This window comes from Streptomyces guryensis (assembly GCF_021261325.1).
GTDB lineage: Bacteria > Actinomycetota > Actinomycetes > Streptomycetales > Streptomycetaceae > Streptomyces > Streptomyces guryensis.
This window is the reverse complement of record NZ_JAJSBI010000009.1, coordinates 54,510-72,031: the sequence shown is the minus strand read 5'-3', so window position 1 is coordinate 72,031 and position 17,522 is coordinate 54,510. Positions and strand designations below refer to the sequence as shown.

14 protein-coding genes and 1 pseudogene are annotated in these 17,522 nt (G+C 68.5%); 6 read left to right on the top strand and 9 right to left on the bottom strand.

Annotation, left to right across the window (positions count from 1 at the left end):
* Nucleotides 1-66: 66 nt before the first annotated feature.
* Complete coding sequence (locus LJ657_RS19445) at nucleotides 67-642, bottom strand: PadR family transcriptional regulator (RefSeq protein WP_232649914.1); 576 nt, start codon at nucleotides 640-642, stop codon at nucleotides 67-69.
* A 125-nt stretch (nucleotides 643-767) separates the two neighbouring features.
* On the opposite strand from LJ657_RS19445, the gene LJ657_RS19440 reads away from it, so the two are divergent.
* Nucleotides 768-1,160 carry a nuclear transport factor 2 family protein gene (locus tag LJ657_RS19440; RefSeq protein ID WP_232649913.1) on the top strand — a complete coding sequence of 131 codons (393 nt, stop codon included), beginning with the start codon at nucleotides 768-770 and terminating at the stop codon, nucleotides 1,158-1,160.
* A 408-nt stretch (nucleotides 1,161-1,568) separates the two neighbouring features.
* Here LJ657_RS19440 and LJ657_RS48970 read toward each other — a convergent pair.
* The 8 genes and pseudogenes from LJ657_RS48970 to LJ657_RS19395 all read right to left on the bottom strand — a co-directional run.
* Nucleotides 1,569-2,020: pseudogene (locus LJ657_RS48970) on the bottom strand (transposase); the annotation flags it as partial.
* 396 nt (nucleotides 2,021-2,416) lie between these two features.
* Nucleotides 2,417-4,096, bottom strand: coding sequence for a CocE/NonD family hydrolase (locus tag LJ657_RS19430; RefSeq protein WP_232649912.1), 1,680 nt, complete (start codon nucleotides 4,094-4,096; stop codon nucleotides 2,417-2,419).
* Nucleotides 4,097-4,201: 105 nt separating this feature from the next.
* Nucleotides 4,202-5,077 (bottom strand): alpha/beta fold hydrolase, encoded by an 876-nt coding sequence (locus LJ657_RS19425; RefSeq protein ID WP_232649911.1) that lies wholly within the window; start codon nucleotides 5,075-5,077, stop codon nucleotides 4,202-4,204.
* A 395-nt stretch (nucleotides 5,078-5,472) separates the two neighbouring features.
* Nucleotides 5,473-6,264, bottom strand: a complete 792-nt coding sequence (locus LJ657_RS19420; protein ID WP_232649910.1) for an ATP-binding cassette domain-containing protein — start codon at nucleotides 6,262-6,264, stop codon at nucleotides 5,473-5,475.
* 2 nt (nucleotides 6,265-6,266) lie between these two features.
* Complete coding sequence (locus LJ657_RS19415) at nucleotides 6,267-7,331, bottom strand: ABC transporter permease (RefSeq protein WP_232649909.1); 1,065 nt, start codon at nucleotides 7,329-7,331, stop codon at nucleotides 6,267-6,269.
* A 113-nt stretch (nucleotides 7,332-7,444) separates the two neighbouring features.
* Nucleotides 7,445-8,536, bottom strand: a complete 1,092-nt coding sequence (locus tag LJ657_RS19410) for a sugar ABC transporter substrate-binding protein (RefSeq protein ID WP_232649908.1) — start codon at nucleotides 8,534-8,536, stop codon at nucleotides 7,445-7,447.
* Nucleotides 8,537-8,938: 402 nt separating this feature from the next.
* Nucleotides 8,939-9,976, bottom strand: a complete 1,038-nt coding sequence (locus LJ657_RS19405) for a LacI family DNA-binding transcriptional regulator (RefSeq protein WP_232649907.1) — start codon at nucleotides 9,974-9,976, stop codon at nucleotides 8,939-8,941.
* Between the two features lie 1,142 nt (nucleotides 9,977-11,118).
* Complete coding sequence (locus LJ657_RS19395; RefSeq protein WP_232649906.1) at nucleotides 11,119-12,087, bottom strand: LacI family DNA-binding transcriptional regulator; 969 nt, start codon at nucleotides 12,085-12,087, stop codon at nucleotides 11,119-11,121.
* A 334-nt stretch (nucleotides 12,088-12,421) separates the two neighbouring features.
* Here LJ657_RS19395 and LJ657_RS19390 point away from each other — a divergent pair, with 334 nt between their 5' ends.
* The 5 genes from LJ657_RS19390 (at nucleotide 12,422) to iolC (ending at nucleotide 17,519) form a co-directional block, all read left to right on the top strand.
* Nucleotides 12,422-13,441, top strand: a complete 1,020-nt coding sequence (locus LJ657_RS19390) for a sugar ABC transporter substrate-binding protein (protein WP_232649905.1) — start codon at nucleotides 12,422-12,424, stop codon at nucleotides 13,439-13,441.
* Nucleotides 13,441-14,520 (top strand): ABC transporter permease, encoded by a 1,080-nt coding sequence (locus LJ657_RS19385; protein ID WP_232649904.1) that lies wholly within the window; start codon nucleotides 13,441-13,443, stop codon nucleotides 14,518-14,520. Before LJ657_RS19390 ends, LJ657_RS19385 begins: the two co-directional genes overlap by 1 nt.
* 8 nt (nucleotides 14,521-14,528) lie before the next feature.
* Nucleotides 14,529-15,443 carry an ATP-binding cassette domain-containing protein gene (locus tag LJ657_RS19380; protein WP_232649903.1) on the top strand — a complete coding sequence of 305 codons (915 nt, stop codon included), beginning with the start codon at nucleotides 14,529-14,531 and terminating at the stop codon, nucleotides 15,441-15,443.
* A gap of 47 nt (nucleotides 15,444-15,490) precedes the next feature.
* On the top strand, nucleotides 15,491-16,348 hold the full coding sequence (locus LJ657_RS19375) for a sugar phosphate isomerase/epimerase family protein (RefSeq protein WP_232649902.1): 858 nt from the start codon (nucleotides 15,491-15,493) through the stop codon (nucleotides 16,346-16,348).
* 193 nt (nucleotides 16,349-16,541) lie between these two features.
* Nucleotides 16,542-17,519, top strand: a complete 978-nt coding sequence (gene iolC / locus LJ657_RS19370; protein WP_232649901.1) for a 5-dehydro-2-deoxygluconokinase — start codon at nucleotides 16,542-16,544, stop codon at nucleotides 17,517-17,519.
* Nucleotides 17,520-17,522: the final 3 nt, after the last annotated feature.

Sequence of the window (17,522 nt, the reverse complement as noted above, 5' to 3'; positions counted from 1 at the left end):
GGGGTGGAGTCGGGCACGACCGCCCACTCACTTTCTTGACCGATCGTGCAGGTGGGATCGTCGCGGTCAGCCGTCGGCCCGGAGCGCGGCCGTGCGCTGTTCGAGCCTGCGCAGCGCCATGTCCCCCCACTGGAGGTTCTCCCTCTCGAACGACATCCCGCGCAGCAGGGTGAGATACGGGCCGATGCGCTCGGCCTCGGCGAAGTACGCCTCCTCCGAGCGCCCGTCGAGCAGGCGCTGCCGGAGCCGCTCGTAGCGGGCCAGCTTGGCGGTGGCCCACTCCATGCGCTCCGCGATGGCAGTCCGGACCGCTTCCATGTCGCCCGCGTCCAGGCACTGCACCTTGACAAGCAACTCGTCCCGGATCACCGCCGGTTTGCCCAAGGGTTCGGCGGTGTAGGCGTGGACGGCCTTCCGCCCGGCCTCCGTCAAGGAGAACAGCCGCTTGTTGGGGCGGCGCTTCTGCTCGACGACGCGGGCCGTGACGAGTCCTTCGGCCTCCATGCGATCCAGCTCCCGGTAGAGCTGCTGAGGCGTCGACATCCAGAAGTTGGCGACCGTCGCGTCGAACGCCTTCGCGAGGTCGTACCCGGACGCCTCGCCCTTCAACAGCGCGGCCATCACCGCGTTCCGCAAAGCCATGGATGCACGCTAACAGATTAATCAATAGCGTGACTAAGAGTCATTCCTCCCCTGTAGACAAGCCCTAACAGGCTCTCTATTCTCTACCACACCTATTAACATTTTTGTGTATCAGAGGTGGGCTCATGCATCCCTTCCGCAAGGCCGTCGAGAGCCGCGACCTGGACGCCGTGGCCGCTCTGCTGGCCGACGATGTCGTCTTCACCAGCCCCGTCACCTTCAAGCCGTACCAGGGCAAGGCGATCACCGCGGCGATCCTGCGCGGCGTGCTCCGGGTCTTCGAGGACTTCACCTACATCCGCGAGATCGCCAACCCCGACGGCCGCGATCATGCCTTCGTCTTCACCGCCACCGTCGCCGGCAAGCAGCTCCAGGGATGCGACTTCCTGCACTTCGACGACGACGGGAAGATCGACGAGTTCACGGTGATGGTGCGCCCGCTCTCCGCCGCCCAGGCGCTCGGCGAGGCCATGGGCGCCCAGTTCGAGCAGATCGCCCGAGAGGCCGCCGAACAGTAACCACGACGACGGACTTCGACGCGGTGGTCATCGGCGCGGGGCGACGCCGGACTGACCGCCGCCACCCTCCAACGCTGGGACTGCGGCCCCTCCTGGCGGAGCGCCACAACGTCCCCGGCGACTGCGCCACCTCCTTTCGACGAGGCCGCTGCGAGTTCGAGACGGCGCTGCACCAGCTGTCCGGAGTTGGCCTGGAAGTCCAGCCCTACATGCTGCGTGGGCTGTTCGAGAAGCGGGGCGTCGCTGACTCGCTGTAGTTCGTCCAGAAGCACGACCTGTATCGCGCCGTGGTACCCGGCCGGCACGATGTGACCCAGCTCGCCGACTGGGCCGGCGCCGTGGACGCCCTGGAGGACGCCTCCCCGGCAACCGCGCCCGCGTCGAGCGTTTCTTCGCGCTCCCCAGGGACGTGTCGGAGCCGTCACGGCACACGACCTCGATGCCCGGATGCTCGCGCAGCCAAGCTTCCAGCGTGTCGGCGGTGCGGTCGGGCAGCACGTCGATCCGCTCATAGGCCTCCGCGTCGATCACCACGGTGGCATAGCGGTGCGGCCGGCGCAGAGCGAAGTCGTCGACGCCGATCACGCGGGGTGTCCGCCCGGTGCTCAACGGCATGCGCAGCAGGGCGCGCAGGGCCGTGTGGCGAGCAGGCCCGCCGCGAGTATCGCCGGCAAACGAGATCCCGCCCGGCCCGCCAACTCCTTCACCACAGCCTTGAGTTACCTGGTCAGACGGGCCGTGCGTCGCTGGTGACACTCACAAACTCCGAGCATCTGCTCGCGGAAGGGCGGCCGGCAGCCGTGCGTGGGACACACCAGGCGCCGCCCCCGCACACGAACGTCGAGGACGGCTGCCCGTCCGCCGCCTCTGCTGGAGGTCTTGGGCACGGCGTCGATGAAATGGACCGCGGGCGGCGTAGCGGGACTTGACCAGCAGCTGGAGTTCGGTGGCCAACCCTGGCATCAGATCGAGCAGGCGGGTCACTCGTGCCCCCCTTGGCCCAGGCCCTCGGCGCTGTACTCGACCGGATGGCCGCCCCCTCCGGATCCGGCCCCGTCATCGCAGGCCGGTCGAACGGAACCTGGTCGGTCTGCTGACCGAGGAATCTTCACCGCGGCGTTTGCCGAGGGGCAGGCGCCCGTGGGAGGTCATCGCCTCCGCCGCAGGATGCCTGCCGCCTTTCGACCGAGCCGACATGGCTACGTCGGCGCCCTTGTCCACCGGAGCAACGGATCCGGGCTCCCCCTCGCTCCCGGTCAGGCTGGAGGCACCACGGGCAGGACGATGCGGGAGGGGCGTGCGGGGTCGTGGAAGACCTGCTGGTGGGCCACCCGGCCCGTGGCCGCGGTTTCCTCGGGTTCGCCCGTGTTGAGATTCCGGTCCCAGCGGGGGAAGTTGCTGGAGGTGATCTGGACCCGAATCCGGTGACCCGCCCGGAAGACGATGCTGGTCGACCACAGGTCCACGACGTGCTCGGCCGCCTCGCCCGGTGGCGCCGCACGCACCCGCACGATGCCGTCGGCCACGTTGCGGGAGACGCTGTTCTCGTCGACGTCGCACAGGCGTGCCACCCAGTCTGTCGAGACTCCGTCCGTGGCGGCGAAGAGCACCGCCCGGACCCGGCCGGTCACCTCCAGGTCCTCGGCGAGCGGTTCGGTGGTGAAGACCAGGACGTCATCACGCGCCTCCACGGCCGACTGGTCCAGCGGTCCGGGACGGAACTCCTCGGCGATGAGGAGCGCGCCGCCAGTGGTGGGCACCGGGTCCATGGGGTCGTAGGTGAACTCCTCGGCCGACTCGGCCGTGGACGGCGGCTCCAGGGTCAGGCGTCCGTCGGTGCGCAGGTGGAAGTCCGTGTCCACGGCTCGCGACAGGGGCCATTCCGTCTCCTCGCGCCACTGGTTGACGCCCATGACGAACAGCAGAACCTTGCCCGTGTCCGGCTCCGGGGCCTCGCCGTTCTCGCCGATCGTGCCCTGGAACCAGTCCAGCTGCATGTCGATCAGGCGCCCCCGCATGCCCATGAAGTCGGAGTTCGCGGCGAACCCGAAGTTGACGTCGCCGACCACGTTGCGCTGGTTGGTGTGGGCCCACGGGCCCATGACCAGCGTGGCGGACCGGCCGGCGCCGCGCATGGCGGTGAAGTTGTCGAGGGTGCCCTGGGCGAAGATGTCGTACCAGCCGCCGACCTGGAAGGTGGGCAGATCGACCTCGTCGTGCCGGCCCGCGACCCTGCAGGACGCCGCCCATTCCGGCTCCCGACGGGATCGTTCGTAGCCCAGCTCGGGTATCTCGTGCCGGGCGAACGCCGGGAACCTTCCGGAGGGCAGCTCCCCGTAGCCGCCGCCCGCCAAGCCGTCGAGATCCTGCACGAGCCCGGTGATGCCGCTCACGAGCCCGTTGAGGTCGCTGCTGTGCCGGCGCATCAGCATGTCGGCGCCCATCATGAGGGACCAGGGCGCGGTGATGCCGAGCTCGATGGCGCCACCGCGCGTCCACAGTCCGTCGTCCGGATCGGACCACGTGACCATCGGCGCGATCGCCTTCAGCTCCGGCGGCTTCGACAGCGCCGCCATCCACTGTGTGTTGCCGAAGTAGCTGCCGCCGCACATGCCCACGGATCCATTCGAACCGGGCAGCGCGGCGGCCCACCGTACGGTGTCGTAGCCGTCGCTCTCCTCGTAGGTCCACGGCTCCCACGGCCCCTCGGAAGCGAACCGGCCACGGGTGTCCTGGATGACCACCAGGAAGCCGCGCCGAGCCGCCGCCAGCGGGTCAAGCATGGCTGCCATCAGGGGCGACTGCTTGCCGTACGGCAACCTGACCATCAGCACCGGCCACGGTCCCGTACCGCCGGGCCGGTAGACATCCGCGCGCAGCACCGTGCCGTCACGCATCTGAGCCGGGACATCGAACTCGATCTGAATCTCTGCCATGCGCCTGCTCCTTTGCACGCGACGACGCTGTCAGGCACATGGTCGAACTCGGCCCCCGCCCCGTACTACCCCCGAACGGGGGTGCCTACGGCGCTACCGGGACCGTCACTCCCCCGTGTTCAGCAGGTCGGCCAGCAGGTCGGGCCGTTCCAGGGCGATGAAGTGGCCTGCTCCCGACACCTGCGTGAAATCGGCGGCCGGCAGCAGTTCCTTGTCGGCGCGTCGGTCCGAAGGCCGCGACCAGTCCTTCTCCCCGTAGACAAGGTGGACGGGGGCCTTGACCTCCGGGTAGCGCGAGCGGGCGGCGATGAGACTGGGCATGCTCTGGTACACGGCCCGGGCGACGCTCGGGTAGCCGGGGCGGCCGCCCACCTGGAGGAGTTCGTCAAGGTAGTCCTCCCGCAGCGCGGCCTTGTCGACCAGCCCGCCCTGCAGGATCCTGCGGACGACGGGCTTGGGCTCCACCCCGGCGACCACCGGGCCCACCCCCGGCGTGAGGACACCGCCGACCACCACGCGGGCGAGCAGACTGGACCGGGCGATCCCGCCGGGGAAGTCGTACAGGTTCACCGCGACGACGCGCCGGACCCGCTCGGGCAGGTCGGCCGCCGCGGTCAGGGCGAGCACCGCCCCCATGGACTCCCCGACCAGGGTCACATCGTGGAGGTCGAGTTCGGTCAGGAGGCGCTTGACGCCCTCACGCATGGCCGGCTCGTCGTAGGAGGCACCGGGCACGATCTCGGAGTACCCCATCCCCGGCAGGTCGAGGGCGTACACGGTGTACTGGTCCGCGATCAGCGGGATGAGAGCGCGGAAGTGCTCGGCCTGGGTGCGGACCGTGTGCAGCAGGACCAGGGGGGCGCCGGTGCCCGCCTTGAGGTAGCGCAGGGTCCCCTCGTTGCGGTGTCCTGCGCGCGGGGCGAGGGTGTGGCTGGTGGTTCCCGGGATGTGAATCGTGGGACGTGGCTCTGAGCTGGGCATCTCGCTGGCTTCCCTCTGCGTGAACTGTTGCGGACGGTGATTCGGACGGGGTCTGCCCGGAGGGCATCGTGACCACGGACCAGATCTTGGATTCATCGAGAAACCGACCGGTTTCCAACATAGTAAACCGATCGGTTTCCGGGCGCAAGGCCGAGGTTGTCACCCTCGCCACCAGAGTCAGCGCACTGGAGAGAACACGAGAGCGCCATCCGCACGGTGGTGGCCGAGTCCGCCCTCAAGGGCTACCGCGGCACGCCCGAACGCTCCCCGGTCAGCCACGTTGTCGAGCCATCGCCCCACTCCATGCCGCGACTATGCGCGCTACGAAGCCGCCCAGGGTGCTCTGCCCTGGGCGGCTGTCCGCACGGAAGACCGCGACGACGCCTGGCGCGTGATCAGGCGTCGGCCTGCAGCTGGGCCAGTTCGGCTTCCAGGTCGGCCATGGCCTCGCCGCCGGCCATCAGGTCGGTGATCTCCTCACGGGTGCGGTCGCCCTTGCGGAAGTCGTCGGCCTTCTGGCCGCGGATGAGGACGGCGAAGTGGTCGCCGACCATCATGGCGTGGCGGACGTTGTGGGTGACGAGGATGACCGCGACGCCCTTGGCGCGGGCCTGCATGACGATCCGCAGGACGTGCGCGGCCTCCTTGACGCCGAGTGCGGCGGTGGGTTCGTCGAGGATGAGGACGTTGGCGCCGAAGTAGACGGCCCGTGCGATGGCCAGGGCCTGGCGCTCGCCGCCGGAGAGGCTGCCCACAAGGCGGTTGCCGTCCGTGACGCGGGTGATGCCGAGGGACTGCATCTCGCGTACGGCGATGTCACCGGCGAGCTTCTTGTCGAACAGTTTGAACGGGCCGAATCCCTTGGTGGGTTCGGCGCCGACGAAGAAGCAGCGGCCGACGCCCATGAGCGGAAAGGTGCCGCCGAACTGGTGCACGGTGGCGATACCACGCGCGCTGGCGTCGCGGGGGCTGTCGAAGACGACCGGCTCACCGTTGACCTCGATGGTGCCGGTGGTGGGCTTGTGGAACCCGGCGAGGATCTTGATGAGGGTGGACTTGCCGGCGCCGTTGTCACCGAGCAGGCACAGCACGCTCCCGGCGTTCACTTCCAGGGAGATGTCCGTGAGGGCATTGGTGCCGAGGAAGGACTTGCTGATGCCGTCCAGGCGCAGGAGGGGTGCGGTCATGGTCAGGCCTTCTTCGCGGAGCGGGGCTTGTAGGACAGGGCGAGGCGGCGGAAGGTGTTGTTCATCAGGACCGCGGCGAGGATGAGGATGCCGAGGATCAGGCTGGCCCAGTCGGAGTTCCAACCGGTGTAGTAGATGCCCTGGTTGACGATGGCGAACGTCAACGTGCCCAGCACGACGCCGACCACAGAGCCGTAGCCGCCGGTGAGCAGGACGCCGCCGATGACGACGGCGATGATGGAGTTGAAGACGAAGGACTGGCCGTTGGCGACCTGGGCGCCGTTGTAGAGGATGGTCTGGATCACGCCGACCAGGGCGGCGCCGAAGCCGCTGGCCATGTACAGGGCGATCTTCACCTTGTTGACCGGGATGCCGGTGGCGCGGGCGCTCTCCTTGTCACCGCCGATCGCGAAGATCCAGTTGCCGTACTTCATCATCTGCAGCACCACGGTGACCAGCACTGCCAGGCCCAGCCACCAGAAGATCGCGACCTCGAACTGGCCGGCGATCAGCTTCCCGAACAGGGTCTTCGACAGCGGGTCGGGACTGACGGCGACGCTCGTGGTGCCGGTGGTGACGCGGGACAGACCGAGGGTGAGACCGGCCAGGCCGGACAGTGTGGCCAGTGTGACGACAAGGGAGTGCACATTGGTGCGGGTGACGAGGATGCCGTTGAGCAGGCCGGTCAGCAGGCCGAGCCCGAGCGCGCACACAATGCCGACGATCATCGGGGCGCCCCAGTGGCCGGAGACGATGGCCAGCGTCATCGAGCTGCCGGCCAGCACCGACCCGACGGACACGTCGAGTTCACCGGCGATCATCAGCAGCCCGACCGGGATGGCGATGATGCCGAGCTCGGAGGCGATGTTCAGCCAGCTCGCCGCGCCCGCCGGGGCGAGGAACTTCTCCCCGCCGAAGATCGCGAAGAAGACGAAGACGCTGATCGTTCCGATGAGCGCACCGACCTCGGGACGATGTCGCAGCTGGCCCACCGGGCTCTCGGACTGCTTCGGGGGTGCGGCGGCGGGCTTCGTCCCGGCCGTCGTGTCGGGAAGTGAGGTTGTCATCGGAGTGGTGTCACCTTCGTGGATCCGGATGCGGTGCGAGGCAAGGCCTCAAGGAGGGGCAGGGGCTCGAGAAGAGGTGCCGGGCCCGGAACGGCCCGGCACCTGAGGGTGGGTCAGCGAACGCCGGCCTTGGTGCCCGAGATCGCTGCCGCGACGTTGTCCTGGGTGACAAGAAGCGGGCCGGTCAGGAGCGGGTTCTGCGGCGGGAGCACGCCGTAGGACAGGTACTGGTTGGCGATCGACACGGCGTAGAAGCCCTGCAGGTACGGCTGTTGGTCGATGGCGAACAGCTGCTTGCCGTTCTTGATCCGGTCGAGCTGGCTCTGCGAGAGGTCGAAGGTGCCCAGCTTCACCTTGTCGCCGACCTTGGCCTGCTCGATGGCGGCCGCGGCGCTGTCCGCGTCCTGGACGCCGATCGTCACCAGTGCGTCGATGCTGCTGTCGTTCAGCAGCGCGCCCTTGATCGCCTGGGTGACGGCGGACGGGTTGCCGAAGTTGGAGGAGGGCAGGGGAAGTTGCTTGGACTTGGCGCCCTTGCTCTCGGCTCCGTCCTTGATGCCCTTGCAGCGGGCTTCCTGGTTGGCCGAGCCGGGCACGGTGTTGACGCACAGGATGTTCTTGGCGCCCTCGTCGGCGAACTTGGCGCCGCCCGCCTTGCCCGCCTCGTAGTCGTCCGATCCGATGTACTTGATGGCGCCGGTCTTCTTGGCGGCGTCGACACCGCCCGAGTTGTAGATGAACACCTTGACGCCCTTGGCGATGGCCTGCTTGATCGCGGAGTCCTGGTTCTCGGGCACCCAGTCGGGCACGAGGATCGCCGACGGGTTCTGCGACAGGGCGGTGAGCGTCAGTTTGGCGGCGTCCGGGCCGAGGTTGTCGTAGTTCTGCGGGCCCAGGAAGGTCACCTTCCCGCCGCCTGCGCTCACGAGCTTCGCCGCGTCCTCGCCGCCTCGCTTGATCGCGGACCAGAACGGGTCGTCGGGCTTGCCGCCGATGACGTAGATGGAGTTCTTGCCGTTGCTCTTCGTGCCGGACGCCGATCCGCCGCCGGCCGACGCCGTCGCCTGCCCCGTGTCGCCGCCTTTGGCCTTGCCGCTGGCGCACCCGGTCAGCGCGGCCGCCGTCAGGGCAAGCAGGCTCACCGCGGTCAGAGCTCTTCGGGAAAGACGGCGACCGAGCGGTCGGCCCGGCTGCTTGCGTTCCATGTGCTGGTTACTCCTTCGTGCGATGCCAAGGCGGCGGGGGGAGCGTGGCGCCGACTGCGTCGGTCCGGTGGTGCTGCGGTGCGTTTTCGGACATGACGGGGCGCAGCCGAGCGAGGGAGGCGGGCTGCGCCCCGGATCTGGGGGTCCTCGGTGACGGGTGGGCCGAGGTCGGTGGTCCCGCCGGCCGTCCGTGCGGCGGGCCTGCGGTGCGGCCCGAATTGTTACGCCGGGATAACTTTCCGGGTATGCCCCGGCACCGCTCGCGGCAATGGGGATCCATTCGTTCCGCAATCGCTTTAAATCGCTTTAAGCGGTGCGCAGAGCATGCTTGCGTTTCGGGAACGTGTCAAGAGTTCCCTCCGAAATGCGCGCTTCAGTTACGTCCGCCGCACTGCACGGCGATCAGCGCGTCCTGGCCGTGGTCCCGCGTACTACAAGGGAGGGCGCGAGGACGATCTCGCGGGGCGTGGTGCGGCCGCGCTCGAGACGTTCCATGGCTGCCGCCACCGCCTGCCGCGCCTGTTCCTCGGCGTTCTGGCTCACGGTGGTCAGGTCGAAGCAGGCCAGCCGGGAGAGGGCGTCGTCGTCGTAGCCGACGACGGAGACGGTGTCGGGGACCTCGACTCCGGCCCTGCGCAAAGCGGTGAGGAGACCGATGGCGCACTGGTCGTTGTACGCCACGACAGCACTCGGAAGATCACCGCTGTCGAGGAGGTCCCGGCCGGCCCGCTCGCCCGCCGCCTCGGTGATGTCCCCGCGTAGCACCCTGATGCGCTTGTCGAGCCCGTGGCGGCGCATGGCGTCCCGGTAGCCGCGGCGCCGGTCGGTGACGATGGCCCCCTTGCCGCCGTCGACGTAGGCGATGGAACGGTGGCCCAGGGCGACCAGATGGTCGACGATCTGGCCGACCCCGTCGTCGTCGGCGGTGCGTACCACGTCGAGATCGGCCTCGGCTATGCGGCGCCCCACGGAGATGGCGGGCGCCTTGCGGTCGAGCTCGGCCAGGACATGGGCAGGAGACACCGCGCCAAGGAGGATCAGCGCCTCGCAGCGGAAGGCCAGCAGCGTCTCGAAGGCCATGTTCTCGTCGCGAGTCCGGGTCAGGGTGCTCAGGACGAGGTCGTAGCCGACCTCCTCGGCGGCCGTGTGCAGATGCTCGACCAGTTCTGCGTGGAAGGGGCTGTGGATGTCGACCATGACGCCGAGCAGCCGACTGCGTCTGCTGGCCAGCGCGCTGGCGTTGCGGTCGGGGCGGTAGCCGAGTTCGGCGGCGGCCTTCAGGACGCGCCGGCGGGTGCGCTCGCTGGGGCCGGCCACGTTGCGCAGCACCAGGGACACCGACGCCGTGGACAGGCCCACACGCGCGGCGACGTCCTCCAGTCGTGGGCGCGGAGTCGCGCCATTGCCGCCTGCAGGGTGAGCGGAGTCGAGATCGTCCACTTGGTCTCCCGTCGATTCATGGCATCACCCTTGACATGCCCCTGTGGGGCCGCTGATAGTAACAGCGCTTAAAACGCTCTAAATTAGTCACTGGTCAAGCCCTCTGCCCAGCGCCGATCGGCACCAACGGCTGGTTCGAGCCCTAACTAATGCGGTTGCGCCGCTCGCGGGCCTTCTCGGCGCACCGCATGTCCCGACGAGCTCTGCGGCGGCGTTCTGGGGGCTCTTGGTGAAGTGACCGCCGCTCGGTCGGCGCCTCACATATTCCTGAGGACGGTCAGTGCGCTGAGTACGAGCTGGTTGGCGATCTTGGACTTGCCGTGCGCGGCCAAGGCCGTGACTTCGCGTTCGCGGCCGGTCAGGACTGTGACGGCATCGGTCAGCGTGAGGAAGCCGCCTGTGCCCGGGGTGGCCTGGAGCGGGTGACGCGGGCCCGACCGGCGGCGGACGAAAGCGGATGGCGCTTTTGGGAAACGCCCGCCCGCTGATCGGGGCGACCCTGGAGTTGCTCGGTCTGATTCCCCGGCAGACCGGTGCTGACCTGCAGTCGGGCGCCATACGGGAGAGGCCGCCCGATAGCCGGCCAGCACCAGGGCCGTGGTGTCCGGTCCAGGGTGCGCACAACGCATCGTGTGAGCGACGCCGAAGGCGCCCTTGCCCGGCCGACGTGGCCCGAATTCTGAACGAGCGGGCGGCTCCCGCTCACCCCGGGGCCCCGCGCTCACTGAGCTTCCCCGCCCGCTTGAGGACTTGATCAAGTGAGGCGAGGCGTAGCCCTCGCTCGTTTTCAAGAATCGCCATCAAAGCCAGGAGTCGCCGGCCGCCACGGTGCGGATGCTCGACAGCAAGGCCTCGGGACCGACGCCCTTGCCGAGCGAGCCGCTCGCGCCGACGCGTACTGCGGACCGACGGTAGCCACTACCTGACATGGGTCGATAAGCAGTGCCACCCACCCGAGAGCGGATACGTCGGGACGGACGTGCGGCGCTGCGTACTGCTGGACGAACCGTTGGGCTTTGCCTGCCCCTTTTCGACGGACAGGGCGCACCTGACGTCAGCCATGCACGGCGCAGGCCGCATCACCTTCCTCACACACTCGAGCAGGACGACCCCGCTCGCGGTGGCGCATCCGGCGGCATGCGTCAGGCGGGTGCGGCCGTGGTGCCGCGCACGACGAGGCGCGGGGCGAGAACCACCTCGCGGGGTTCGGTGCGGTCCTGGTCGAGGCGTTCGACCGCGGCGGTCACCGCGTGCTGGGCCTGTTCCTCGGCGTTCTGGCTGACGGTGGTCAGGTTGAAGCAGCTCAGCCGGGAGAGGGCATCGTCGTCGTAACCGGCCACGGACACCTCGCCCGGGACTGCGACGCCGGCCCGGGCGAGGGCGGCCAGGACGCCGATGGCGGACGGGTCGTTGTAGGTGAGAACGGCGGTGGGCAGGCTGTCGCCCTCGAGGAGCTTGCGGGCGGCGCGTTCGCCGGCTGCTTCGGTGTGGTCGCCGTGCAGGATCCGGATGTGGTCGTCCAGGCCATGGCGGCGCATGGCGGTGCGGTAACCGCGGCGGCGGTCGGTGGCGATGACGCCCTTGCCGCCGTCGACGTAGACGATCTCGCGATGACCGAGGCCGACCAGGTGGTCGACCAGCTGGCCGACACCGTCGTCGTCGGCGGTGCGTACGACGTCCAGGGCAGCGTCGGAGATGCGACGACCGACGGCGATGACGGGAGCCTTGTTGTCCAGGGTGGCGAGCGTGTCCGCAGGCGCCGTCGGACCGAGGAGTATCAGGGCCTCGCTGCGGAAGGCGAGAAGCGTCTCCACCGCGGTGTGCTCGTCGCGGGTGCGAGTCTGGGTACTGAGGACGAGGTCGTAGCCGACCTTCTCGGCCGCAGTGTGCAGATGCTCGACCAGTTCGGCGTGGAACGGTCGATGGATGTCGACCATGACGCCGAGCAGCCGGCTGCGCCTGCTGGCGAGCGTGCTGGCGGTGCGGTCCACCTGGTAGCCCAGGTCGGCGGCCGCCTTCAGGACCCGCTGCCGGGTGCGCTCACTCGGCCCGGGCACTCCGCGCAGCACCAGAGACACCGACGCCGTGGACAGGCCCACCCGTGCGGCCACGTCCTCCAACCTGGGGCGTTTGTGCGCGCCGTTCCGGTGATGGGCGGATCCATCGTTACCCACTTGCGCCTCCCCGCGGCAAATCTCCTCGTGCAACACCCTTGACACCCTCAGGAAACACGACCGATAGTACCAGGACTTAAAGCGCTTTAATTTGTCATGTTGTTCCAACGAACTCAGCCCTGAAGCGCGACGCCCCACCGCCGGCATCGCGCACTCGGACACCGGCCTCTCCACTCCACCCAGCTGCTTGCGGGGCCTGGTCTCCGCTCCCCTGCAGCGGCCCACCCGAAGTCCGCGGACCCCACTCCCCTTCGCACAGTGAGGTGCACGCATGAACCGCACAGCGCATTGCCGCTCCCGCAGAATCGTCCCCGTCGTGGCCGTGGCCGCAGCGGCCGCCCTGACCCTGGCCGGCTGTTCCAGCAGCTCCGGCGGCAAGAAGGCCGAGGAGGAGGCCGGCAACGTCTCCGCGGGCAAGGCCAATACCCCCCGCATGACCATCGCGATGGTCACCCATGCACCCTCCGGCGACACCTTCTGGGACACCATCCGCAAGGGCGCCGAGGCCGCCGCCGCCAAGGACAACGTCAAGCTGATCTACTCCAACGACGAGAACGCCGGCGACCAGGCCAACCTGGTGCAGAACGCGATCGACCAGAAGGTCGACGGCATCGCCGTCACCCTGGCCAAGCCGGACGCCCTGAAGGCCGTGGTCGCCAAAGCGGAGAAGGCCGGCATCCCGGTCGTCGGCCTCAACGCGGGCCTGAGCGTCTGGAAGCAGCAGGGCCTGCTGTCGTTCTTCGGCCAGGACGAGTCCGTCTCCGGCCAGGCCCTCGGCTCCAAGCTCAACGCCACCGGCGCCAAGCACGCCCTGTGCGTGATCCAGGCCCAGGGCGACGTCAACCTGGAACAGCGCTGCGCCGGCGTGAAGAAGACGTTCAGCGGCAAGACGGACATCCTCTACGTCAACGGCACCGACATGCCGTCCGTGAAGTCGACGATCACCGCCAAGCTCAAGCAGGACTCCTCGATCGACGAGGTGGTCGCTCTCGGCGCTCCGATCGCGCTGACGGCGGAGCAGGCCGTGTCCGAGGGCGGCGGCAAGGCGAAGATCGCCACCTTCGACCTCAACAAGGACCTCGTCTCCGCCATCCAGGACGGCAGGATCCAGTTCGCCGTCGACCAGCAGCCCTACCTGCAGGGCTACCTCGCTGTCGACTCCCTGTGGCTGTACAGGACCAACGGCAACTTCAGCGGCGGTGGCGAGCAGCCCGTGCTGACCGGCCCGGCCTTCGTCGACAAGTCGAACGTCGACGCGGTGGCCAAGTTCGCCGCGAAGGGCACGCGGTGATGAGCGTGACCCAGCATGCTGAGCCGGCGGTGACCGCACCGCCGGCCTACGGCCCCGGCAAGGAGACCGACGGGCGGACCAGGCGGCGGCCCTTGGCGCTTCAGCTGCTCGCCCGGCCCGAGGTCGGCGTCTTCCTCGGTGCCGTCGCGGTGTTCGTGTTCTTTCTCGTCGCAGCGCCTCCGGTTCGTGACGGCAGCTCGATGGCCAACATCCTCTACCAGTCGTCGACGATCGGGATCATGGCGCTGCCGGTCGCGCTTCTCATGATCGGCGGTGAGTTCGACCTGTCGGCCGGCGTCGCGGTGATCACCTCGGCGCTGACCGCCAGCATGGTCGCCTTCCAGTTGAGCATGAACGTCTGGGTGGGTGTGCTCGTCGCACTGATCGTGTCGCTGGCGGTCGGCCTGTTCAACGGCTGGATGCTGGTCAGGACCGGCCTGCCCAGCTTCCTGATCACGCTGGGCAGCTTCCTGATCCTGCAGGGCGTCAACCTCGCGGTGACCAAGCTGATCACCGGCAACGTGGCCACCGACGACATCAGCGACATGGACGGCTTCAATCAGGCCAAGAAGATCTTCGCCTCGTCCTTCGACGTCGGCGGCGTTCAGGTGAAGATCACCATCGTGTGGTGGCTGGTCTTCGCGGCCCTGGCCACCTGGGTGCTGCTGCGCACCAAGTACGGCAACTGGATCTTCGCGGTCGGCGGTAACAAGGAGTCCGCCCGCGCGGTCGGTGTCCCGGTGAACTTCACGAAGATCTCGCTGTTCATGCTGGTCGGCTTCGGCGCCTGGTTCGTCGGCATGCACCAGCTGTTCTCCTTCAACACTGTCCAGTCCGGTGAGGGCGTCGGCCAGGAACTGATCTACATCGCAGCGGCGGTGATCGGCGGCTGTCTACTGACCGGCGGCTCTGGTTCCGCGATCGGCCCGGTCTTCGGCGCGTTCATGTTCGGCATGGTCCAGCAGGGCATCGTCTACGCCGGCTGGAACCCCGACTGGTTCAAGGCCTTCCTCGGCGTGATGCTCCTCGGCGCCACCCTCATCAATCTGTGGGTCAGCCGCGCGGCGACCCGGAGGTGACGACACCCATGACACCCACCAACGGAACCGGCACACACGGCGCTGTCCTCCAGGACACCGAGCCCGAGGACGGTAGCGCCGTCGTCGAACTGCGTAATGCCGGCAAGGCATACGGCAACATCCGCGCCCTGCACGGCGTGAACCTGACGGTCCGTCCCGGCCAGGTCACCTGCGTGCTGGGCGACAACGGCGCCGGCAAGTCCACCCTGATAAAGATCATCTCCGGGCTGCACCAGCACACCGAGGGCGAGTTCCTCGTCGACAACACTCCCGTGCGCTTCACCACCCCGCGTGACGCGCTGGACAAGGGCATCGCCACCGTCTACCAGGACCTCGCGACCGTCCCGCTCATGCCCGTGTGGCGCAACTTCTTCCTCGGCTCCGAGATGACGCGCGGTCCGTGGCCGCTCCGCCGCCTGGACATCGAGAAGATGAAGAAGACCGCTGACCACGAGCTGCGCGAGATGGGCATCGTCCTCGACGACCTGGAGCAACCCATCGGCACCCTGTCCGGCGGCCAGCGCCAGTGCGTCGCGATCGCCCGCGCCGTCTACTTCGGCGCCCGCGTGCTCATCCTGGACGAGCCCACCGCCGCGCTCGGCGTCAAGCAGTCGGGTGTGGTGCTCAAGTACATCGCCGCAGCGCGTGACCGCGGCCTGGGCGTCATCTTCATCACCCACAACCCGCACCACGCCTACATGGTCGGCGACCACTTCAGCGTCCTGCGCCTGGGCACCATGGAACTGTCCGCCTCCCGTGAGCAGGTCAGCCTCGAGGAGCTCACCAACCACATGGCCGGCGGCACCGAACTCGCCGCGCTCAAACACGAGTTGGCCCAGGTCCGCGGCGTCGACGTCGAGGAACTCCCCGAAGAGGAAGACCTCACCGCACCCGTGGCCACCGCTCCCGAGGGCTCCGCCTGACCACCGCCCACGATCCCCCTTTCCTACTGACCCGAAGGCATTCCGCCATGAAGATCGCCCTCGACCCGTACATGATCCGCAACGTTCCGTTGCTCGAACTCCCCGCCGTGGTGGCCGAGTTGGGCTACGAGTGGATCGAGCTGTCCCCCCGGGAGGACTTCATCCCGTTCTTCCGCCACCCGCGCGTCGACGACGCGACGGTCCGGAAGTTCCGTAAGGCACTGGACTCGGCGGGTGTCGGGATCTCCTCGCTGCTGCCGCTGTTCCGCTGGTCCGGGCCGGACGAGGACGCCCGACAGGCCGCCGTACGGTACTGGAAGCGCTCGATCCAGATCGCCGCGGACCTCGGCGTGGACAGCATGATCTCCGAGTTCAACGGCCGGCCGGAGGACTCCGACCGCAGCGAGGCGCAGTTCTGGAAGTCGCTGGACGAGCTGCTGCCGGTGTTCGAGCGGGAGGGCATCAAGCTCGCGCTGGAACCGCACCCGGACGACTTCATCGAGAACGGCTACGACGCGATCAATCTGATCCGGGGCATCAACAACCCCAACATCACCTTCCTCTACTGCGCCCCGCACACCTTCCACATCGGCAATGACGCCCCCGGCATCATCAAGTACGCGGGCGACCTGCTCACCCATGTCCACCTGGCCGACGCCCTCGACCACACCGCCTCGTCCGGCAACCGCTACATCCTCAACCCGCCCGGCACCGCGGCCCGTATCCACCAGCACCTGGACATCGGCCAGGGCGAGGTGGACTTCGACGAGCTCTTCCGCGAACTGCGCTCGAACGGCTTCGACGGGACCCTGACCGCCTGCGTCTTCGCCTGGGAGGAGCGGGCCAAGGAGTCGTCCCTCTTCATGCGAGAGAAGATCGCCGAGTACCTGGCGCGCTGGCCCTGACGGCACGCGGTCTCTCGTCGGCAACCACTCGAGACACCTCATCGCAACAATCCATTGACATGACATTTGAGTGGAAGGCATCGTTCTCCGCGAGGCGCTTTTAAAGCGCTTTAACCCCACCCCACCCCACCCCACCCCACCCCACCCCACTCCACACCCCCCGGAATCTCCGGAGCGAAGGGAAACCAGCGTTATGCCGTTCGAAGTGTTGACCATCGGCCGTGTGGGAGTGGACGTGTATCCGCTCCAGACGGGGGTGGGGCTGGCGGAGGTCACCTCGTTCGGCAAGTACCTGGGCGGCAGCCCCACGAACGTCGCCGTCGCCGCCGCCCGTTACGGCCGCTCCGCCGCCGTGATCACCAAGACGGGCCTCGATCCGTTCGGCGAATTCGTCCGTACCGCCCTGGAGGGCTACGGCGTCGACGTCCGCTTCGTCGGTACGTCGGACATCGCGCCGACCCCGGTGACGTTCTGCGAGATCTTCCCGCCGGACGACTTCCCGCTGTACTTCTACCGCCTGCCGAAGGCACCCGACCTGGACATCGCCGCCGACGAACTGGACCTGGACGCGGTCCGGGACGCGGCGGTCTTCTGGATCACCGGCACGGGCCTGAGCGAGGAGCCCAGCCGCTCGGCCACCCTCGCCGCCGTCGCCCACCGCGCCAAGGCGGGCACGACGATCTTCGACCTCGACTGGCGGCCGATGTTCTGGGCCGACCCAGCCCAGGCGCGCTCGTACTACGCCGAGGTCCTGCGTCACACCACCGTCGCCGTGGGCAACCTCGACGAGTGCGAGGTTGCGACCGGCGAACGTGAGCCCTACGCCGCCGCCAAGGCGCTGCTCGCCGCGGGCGTGGAGCTGGCCGTGGTGAAACAGGGCCCCAAGGGTGTCCTGGCGATGGACCGCGACGGCTCGGTCGCCGAGATTCCGCCGGTGCCTGTGGACGTCGTCAATGGGCTGGGCGCCGGTGACGCCTTCGGCGGGGCGCTGTGCCACGGCCTGCTGTCCGGCTGGGACACCCGCCGCACGGTGTCCTTCGCCAACGCCGCCGGCGCCCTAGTCGCGGGCCGACTGGCCTGCTCCGACGCAATGCCCACTCAGGCCGAGGTCGAAGAGAAGCTCCGCTCCGCGGCCCCTGCCGCCCTCGACGCTGCCCAGCGAAAGGTATGACGA

Coding starts and splice junctions, on each gene's coding strand:
- LJ657_RS19410 (WP_232649908.1), bottom strand. CDS start 8,536: ATGGAACGCAAGCAGCCGGGCCGACCGCTCGGTCGCCGTCTTTCCCGA.
- LJ657_RS19425 (WP_232649911.1), bottom strand. CDS start 5,077: ATGCCCAGCTCAGAGCCACGTCCCACGATTCACATCCCGGGAACCACC.
- LJ657_RS19440 (WP_232649913.1), top strand. CDS start 768: ATGCATCCCTTCCGCAAGGCCGTCGAGAGCCGCGACCTGGACGCCGTG.
- LJ657_RS19385 (WP_232649904.1), top strand. CDS start 13,441: ATGAGCGTGACCCAGCATGCTGAGCCGGCGGTGACCGCACCGCCGGCC.
- LJ657_RS19430 (WP_232649912.1), bottom strand. CDS start 4,096: ATGGCAGAGATTCAGATCGAGTTCGATGTCCCGGCTCAGATGCGTGAC.
- LJ657_RS19420 (WP_232649910.1), bottom strand. CDS start 6,264: ATGACCGCACCCCTCCTGCGCCTGGACGGCATCAGCAAGTCCTTCCTC.
- LJ657_RS19415 (WP_232649909.1), bottom strand. CDS start 7,331: ATGACAACCTCACTTCCCGACACGACGGCCGGGACGAAGCCCGCCGCC.
- iolC (WP_232649901.1), top strand. CDS start 16,542: ATGCCGTTCGAAGTGTTGACCATCGGCCGTGTGGGAGTGGACGTGTAT.
- LJ657_RS19390 (WP_232649905.1), top strand. CDS start 12,422: ATGAACCGCACAGCGCATTGCCGCTCCCGCAGAATCGTCCCCGTCGTG.
- LJ657_RS19375 (WP_232649902.1), top strand. CDS start 15,491: ATGAAGATCGCCCTCGACCCGTACATGATCCGCAACGTTCCGTTGCTC.
- LJ657_RS19445 (WP_232649914.1), bottom strand. CDS start 642: ATGGCTTTGCGGAACGCGGTGATGGCCGCGCTGTTGAAGGGCGAGGCG.
- LJ657_RS19380 (WP_232649903.1), top strand. CDS start 14,529: ATGACACCCACCAACGGAACCGGCACACACGGCGCTGTCCTCCAGGAC.